Genomic DNA, 5,614 nt, shown 5'->3' on the forward strand with positions numbered 1-5,614 from the left:
ACGGCGCTGACGCGGGGTGCGCGGGGCCCGCTCCTCGCGGGCGGCCGGCGCGGCGGACTTGCGGCCGCGGCCGCCGGTCTCGCCCAGGTCCTCGATCTCCTCGGCCCCGAGACCGGCGCGGGTGCGCTCGGCGCGCGGCAGGACGCCCTTGGTGCCGGCCGGGATGTCGAGGTCCTCGTAGAGGTGCGGCGAGGTGGAGTACGTCTCGACCGGGTCCGGGAACTTCAGGTCCAGGGCCTTGTTGATCAGCTGCCAGCGCGGGATGTCGTCCCAGTCGACCAGCGTGATCGCGATGCCCTTGGCGCCCGCGCGGCCGGTGCGGCCGATGCGGTGCAGATAGGTCTTCTCGTCCTCGGGGGACTGGTAGTTGATGACGTGCGTCACGCCCTCGACGTCGATACCGCGGGCGGCGACGTCGGTGCAGACCAGCACGTCGACCTTGCCGTTGCGGAAGGCGCGCAGGGCCTGCTCGCGGGCGCCTTGGCCGAGGTCGCCGTGGACCGCGCCGGAGGCGAAGCCGCGCCGCTCCAGCTGCTCGGCGATGTCCGCCGCGGTGCGCTTGGTGCGGCAGAAGATCATCGCGAGCCCGCGGCCGTCGGCCTGGAGGATGCGCGCGACCATCTCGGGCTTGTCCATCGAGTGGGCGCGGTAGACGTACTGCGCCGTGTTCTTGACGGTGGTGCCCTCGTCGTCGGGCGAGGTGGCGTTGATGTGCGTCGGCTGCGACATGTAGCGGCGGGCGAGCGAGATGACCGCGCCCGGCATGGTGGCCGAGAACAGCATGGTCTGGCGCTTCGCCGGCAGCATCGTGATGATGCGCTCGACGTCGGGCAGGAAGCCCAGGTCCAGCATCTCGTCGGCCTCGTCGAGGACGAGCGCGCGGACCTTGGACAGGTCCAGCTTGCGCTGGCCCGCGAGGTCGAGCAGCCGGCCGGGGGTGCCGACGATCACGTCGACGCCCTTCTTCAGGGCCTCGACCTGGGGCTCGTAGGCCCGGCCGCCGTAGATCGCGAGGACCCGCACGTTGCGCACCTTGCCGGCGGTGAGCAGGTCGTTGGTGACCTGCTGGCACAGCTCGCGGGTGGGTACGACGATGAGGGCCTGCGGGGAGTCGGTCAGCTCCTCCGGCTTCGCGCGGCCGGCCTCGACATCGGCGAGGACGGTGACGCGCTCGAGCAGCGGAAGGCCGAAGCCGAGCGTCTTGCCGGTGCCGGTCTTGGCCTGGCCGATGACGTCGGAGCCGGAGAGGGCGACCGGGAGCGTCAGCTCCTGGATGGGAAAGGGGGACGTGATGCCGACGGCCTCAAGGGCCTCGGCCGTCTCGGAAAGAATCCCGAGGTCTCGGAACGTAGTCAGGGTGCTGCCTCTTCTGTGAGACGCGGTCCGAGGCGAACGAAGGGGGTCGTACCGTGCCGGGGTTGGTCATCCGGCGGATGGGCCGGGTGGCGCGGGACCACTGCCGTCGCTCGAGCGCTCGTGCCGCTGAGGGGGCCCCTCATCTGCGGTCGTACGTGTGCACGCACCGCGTGGAGGGCTGTCGGGTCGGAGCCGATCGGGCCACCGACCGGGCATCCTCATTCAATTTCGCGCCACGAGCAGATGCAAAGTGCTCAGTAAGCGCATTACCACTGTACCCCGGATCCGCGCATCTGTGTTGGGCGAATTCGTCGGAACGGTGTGACGTCGGTCGTCGGGCGGGCCCGTCCGACGCCGCCCGGGCGGGCTATTCTGCGCTGCATGGAGACGCCTGACAACGCCAACGAAGCCCCCGCGACGACCAGAATCGCCGACCAGGACTGGGCCACCGCGTCCGCGCAGCCGCAGTACCGGGCCGCCGTCGTGGACCTGCTGGGTGCCCTCGCCTACGGGGAGCTCGCGGCCTTCGAGCGACTCGCCGAGGACGCCAAGCTGGCACCCACGCTGGCCGACAAGGCGGAGCTGGCGAAGATGGCGTCCGCCGAGTTCCACCACTTCGAGCGGCTGACGGAGCGGCTGACCGCGATCGAGGTCGAGCCGACCGCCGCCATGGAGCCCTTCGCCCGGGCGCTGGACGAGTTCCACCGCCAGACCGCCCCGTCGGACTGGCTGGAGGGCCTGGTCAAGGCGTACGTCGGCGACTCGATCGCCAGCGACTTCTACCGGGAGGTCGCGGTCCGCCTGGACTCCGACACGCGCTCGCTCGTGCTCGCCGTACTGGACGACACCGGCCACGGCAACTTCGCCGTCGAGAAGGTGCGCGCGGCGATCGAGGCGGACCCGAGGGTCGGCGGCCGGCTGGCGCTGTGGGCGCGGCGGCTGATGGGCGAGGCGCTGTCGCAGGCGCAGCGGGTGGTCGCGGACCGCGACGCGCTGTCGACCATGCTGGTCGGCGGGGTCGCCGACGGCTTCGACCTGGCCGAGGTGGGCCGGATGTTCTCCCGGATCACCGAGGCGCACACCAAGCGCATGGCCGCCCTGGGGCTGGCCGCGTAACGGGCCGGGGCGTCAGGCGGCGGCCGACCGGTTGAGCCGGCGGCCGCGGGGCCGGATCAGGAGCGACACCGTGACGGCGGCGATCAGCACGGCGCCCACCACGACGGCCGCCCCGTGGTGCGGGCCGAGCACGGAGTGCATCAGGGACGCGCCGAACACGCCGCCGAGCGCCCCCGTGCCGAACACGGTCCGACGGGCCGGGAGCCGGCGGGGGAGCGAGCGCAGCGCCGCCCAGGAGAGGACCACTCCGAGCACGACGGCGCTCAACGTTTCCAGGATCACGGACGGTCACCTCGCAGGTATACGGAACGGGCACTTCGGTCCTGCTCGTACTACCCGTGAGCGGCCGCTCACAACCCTCCCGCGCACAGGCTTCGCCCAGCCGCCGCACAGCCGGTCCCGGGTGCGGGCGCCGAATGAGGAGCGGCCCGGCGGGGAATCCCGCCGGGCCGCTCCTCGTGTTCGTACGCTCTACAGCGCGCCGAACCCCACCCGTCGGGTGCTGGGCTCGCCGATCTCCACGTAGGCGATCCGGTCGGCCGGCACCAGGACCTTGCGGCCCTTCTCGTCCGTGAGGCTGAGCAGCTGCGCCTTGCCGGCGAGAGCCTCGGACACCGCGCTCTCGACCTCTTCGGCGGAAAGCCCGCTCTCCAGAACGATCTCCCGGGGCGTGTGCTGCACCCCGATCTTGACCTCCACGGCTATGTCCCTCCGACGGTCAGTCCCTGCGCGGCGAACCGCGCCGTACGCAGCACACACTAGCCCGATGAAGGGACTCGTCAGGCGCCCCCGGCCACGCCCGCAGCGAACACGGGCGCCGGGTCCGGGCGGTCAGTGCTGATCGATGCCGTGCAGGGGGAAGCCCGCGATGCCGCGCCAGGCCAGCGAGGTGAGCAGCTGGACGGCGGTGTCGCGCGGAATGGCCGACCGGCTCGACAGCCAGTAGCGGGCGACCACCTGGGACACCCCGCCGAGCCCCACCGCGAGGAGCATGGACTCCTCCTTGGAGAGGCCCGTGTCGCCCGCGATCACGTCGGAGATCGCCTCGGCGCACTGGAGCGAGACCCGGTCCACGCGCTCGCGCACGGCGGGCTCGTTGGTCAGGTCGGACTCGAAGACCAGCCGGAAGGCGCCGCCCTCGTCCTCCACGTACGCGAAGTACGCGTCCATCGTCGCGGCCACGCGCAGCTTGTTGTCCGTGGTCGACGCCAGCGCCGTGCGCACGGACTGGAGCAGCGACTCGCAGTGCTGGTCGAGGAGGGCCAGGTAGAGCTCCAGCTTGCCCGGGAAGTGCTGGTAGAGCACCGGCTTGCTGACCCCGGCGCGCTCCGCGATGTCGTCCATCGCCGCGGAGTGGTAGCCCTGCGCGACGAAGACCTCCTGCGCGGCTCCCAGCAGCTGGTTGCGTCGGGCGCGGCGGGGCAGGCGAGTGCCCCGCGGGCGCGCCGCCTCGGTCTGCTCGATGGCTGTCACGCCGCCTCCCAAATTCGTGGTCCGACACAGCCGTTCCGTACGTGCCGCGCCATACCGACATCGTACTTTTGGGTAACCCCGGTATGCGCGGCGCGGACGCAGAATTTCACGGACCGGACGACTGCGGAAGCCGCAGATTGTCCGCCCCGGCGGGCAGAGCGGGACGTATCAGCGGTAATCGTCCTCATCCTGTGGGACCGCACGGGCCTGGTCCGCCGCGTCCGCCTCGCTGGCGCCGCCGGGGTCGAGGTCCGTGAGCGGTTCGTCGTCCTCCGGACGAAGGTCTGCGTGCTGTTCGGCGGCGTCCGCCTCGGGCGTCTCCTGGTCGGGCTCGTCCGGCTGGACGTCCTCGAAGGTCTCCGGCTCCCTCGGGTCGACCGTCATGGTGACTCCCTTCCTCGGTTCGAGCCTATGAGGTACCCGGCAAAGCCGCTATGCGATCGTGTGACGGCGAACACATGAACCCCGGTGTGATCATCTCGTAACATTGCCGCATGTCTTCGACCGAGCTGCCGGGAGTTCGCGCCGCCGCCGCGGCGGTGTCACCCACGGTGAGCACCGTCAGGGTCGCGGAGGGGGAGCGGCTGCGCTCCGTCGAGCTGCCCGGGCTGACGCTCACCGTCCGTTCGCGACCGTCCCGGGGGCCCGGGCTGCCGCCCGCCCTCTTCGTGCACGGGCTCGGCGGCTCCTCGCAGAACTGGTCGGCCCTGATGCCGCTGGTGGACGACCTGGCCGACTGCGAGGCGGTCGACCTGCCCGGTTTCGGCGACTCGCCGCCCCCGGACGACGGCAACTACTCGGTCACCGGGCACGCCCGCGCGGTCATCCGGCTCCTGGACGCCCAGGAACGGGGGCCCGCGCACCTGTTCGGCAACTCGATGGGCGGCGCGGTCGCCACCCGGGTCGCCGCGGTCCGCCCCGACCTGGTGCGCACGCTCACCCTGATCTCGCCCGCGCTCCCGGAGATCCGGGTCCAGCGCACGGCCGCCCCGACCGCCCTGCTCGCACTGCCGGGCGTCGCCTCCCTGTTCGCCCGGCTCTCCCGGGACTGGACCGCGGAGGACCGCACCCGCGGAGTCATGGCACTCTGTTACGGCGATCCGGCACGGGTCTCCGAGGCGGGCTTCCGTGACGCGGTGGCCGAAATGGAGCGCCGGCTGGAACTGCCGTACTTCTGGGACGCCATGGCGCGTTCCGCCCGTGGCATCGTCGACGCGTACACGCTGGGCGGACAGCACGGGCTGTGGCGTCAGGCCGAGCGGGTGCTCGCGCCGACCCAGCTGGTGTACGGCGGACGGGACCGGCTCGTCTCGTTCCGGATGGCCCGCAGGGCGTCCGCGGCCTTCCGCGACGCGCGCCTGCTGACACTGCCCGATGCCGGGCACGTGGCGATGATGGAGTACCCGGAGACGGTCGCCCAGGCGTTCCGGGAATTGCTCGACGAATGCGGCGGGAGCTGATCCAGGGCGTGGGACGACACAGCCGGCAGGGCCCTGAGCCCAGCGCGCCCGGGACCGGGCAGGCGGAGCCGAACGAAGCGGGGCGCGAGGCCGCCCGGCCCGTCGTCGGCACCGGACGGCGCAGACGGCAGACGGGGCCCGCGCCCTTCGAGGGGCCGCCCGAGGTGCGTGGCGGTCACCCCGAACAGCGTGAACCCGGCGGCGGCTGG

Annotated in this window: 7 protein-coding genes and 1 pseudogene; 3 read left to right on the forward strand and 5 right to left on the reverse strand. The window is 72.1% G+C overall.

Features of this window, described 5'->3' with window-relative positions; all coding sequences use genetic code 11:
• Window positions 1–1,332 (reverse strand): DEAD/DEAH box helicase (locus G3I41_RS01360; RefSeq protein ID WP_343242030.1); only part of this gene is annotated, 1,332 nt, incomplete at its 3' end.
• A 405-nt stretch (window positions 1,333–1,737) separates the two neighbouring features.
• Here G3I41_RS01360 and G3I41_RS01365 point away from each other — a divergent pair.
• Window positions 1,738–2,472, forward strand: a complete 735-nt coding sequence (locus G3I41_RS01365; protein WP_164398455.1) for a ferritin-like fold-containing protein — start codon at window positions 1,738–1,740, stop codon at window positions 2,470–2,472.
• 12 nt (window positions 2,473–2,484) lie between these two features.
• Here the strand turns inward: G3I41_RS01365 and G3I41_RS01370 are convergent, their stop codons facing one another.
• The 4 genes from G3I41_RS01370 to G3I41_RS01385 all read right to left on the reverse strand — a co-directional run bounded on the left by G3I41_RS01370 (window position 2,485) and on the right by G3I41_RS01385 (window position 4,329).
• Window positions 2,485–2,754 carry a hypothetical protein gene (locus tag G3I41_RS01370; protein ID WP_164398456.1) on the reverse strand — a complete coding sequence of 90 codons (270 nt, stop codon included), beginning with the start codon at window positions 2,752–2,754 and terminating at the stop codon, window positions 2,485–2,487.
• Between the two features lie 189 nt (window positions 2,755–2,943).
• Window positions 2,944–3,171, reverse strand: coding sequence for a DUF3107 domain-containing protein (locus G3I41_RS36610; RefSeq protein ID WP_024490505.1), 228 nt, complete (start codon window positions 3,169–3,171; stop codon window positions 2,944–2,946).
• A gap of 132 nt (window positions 3,172–3,303) precedes the next feature.
• A complete protein-coding gene (locus G3I41_RS01380) occupies window positions 3,304–3,945 on the reverse strand; it encodes a TetR/AcrR family transcriptional regulator (RefSeq protein ID WP_164398457.1) in 642 nt (213 codons plus the stop codon).
• Window positions 3,946–4,113: 168 nt separating this feature from the next.
• Entirely contained in the window at window positions 4,114–4,329 is a 216-nt protein-coding gene (locus G3I41_RS01385; protein ID WP_164398458.1) for a hypothetical protein, read from the reverse strand.
• Between the two features lie 110 nt (window positions 4,330–4,439).
• Between G3I41_RS01385 and G3I41_RS01390 the strand changes: the two genes are divergently transcribed.
• Both G3I41_RS01390 and G3I41_RS36275 read left to right on the forward strand, forming a co-directional pair.
• On the forward strand, window positions 4,440–5,405 hold the full coding sequence (locus G3I41_RS01390; protein WP_164398459.1) for an alpha/beta hydrolase: 966 nt from the start codon (window positions 4,440–4,442) through the stop codon (window positions 5,403–5,405).
• Window positions 5,390–5,614 (forward strand): annotated as a pseudogene (locus G3I41_RS36275) (hypothetical protein); the annotation flags it as partial. The gene G3I41_RS01390 and the pseudogene G3I41_RS36275, both read left to right, overlap by 16 nt.

Source organism: Streptomyces sp. SID9727 (assembly GCF_010550605.1).
Lineage (GTDB): Bacteria > Actinomycetota > Actinomycetes > Streptomycetales > Streptomycetaceae > Streptomyces.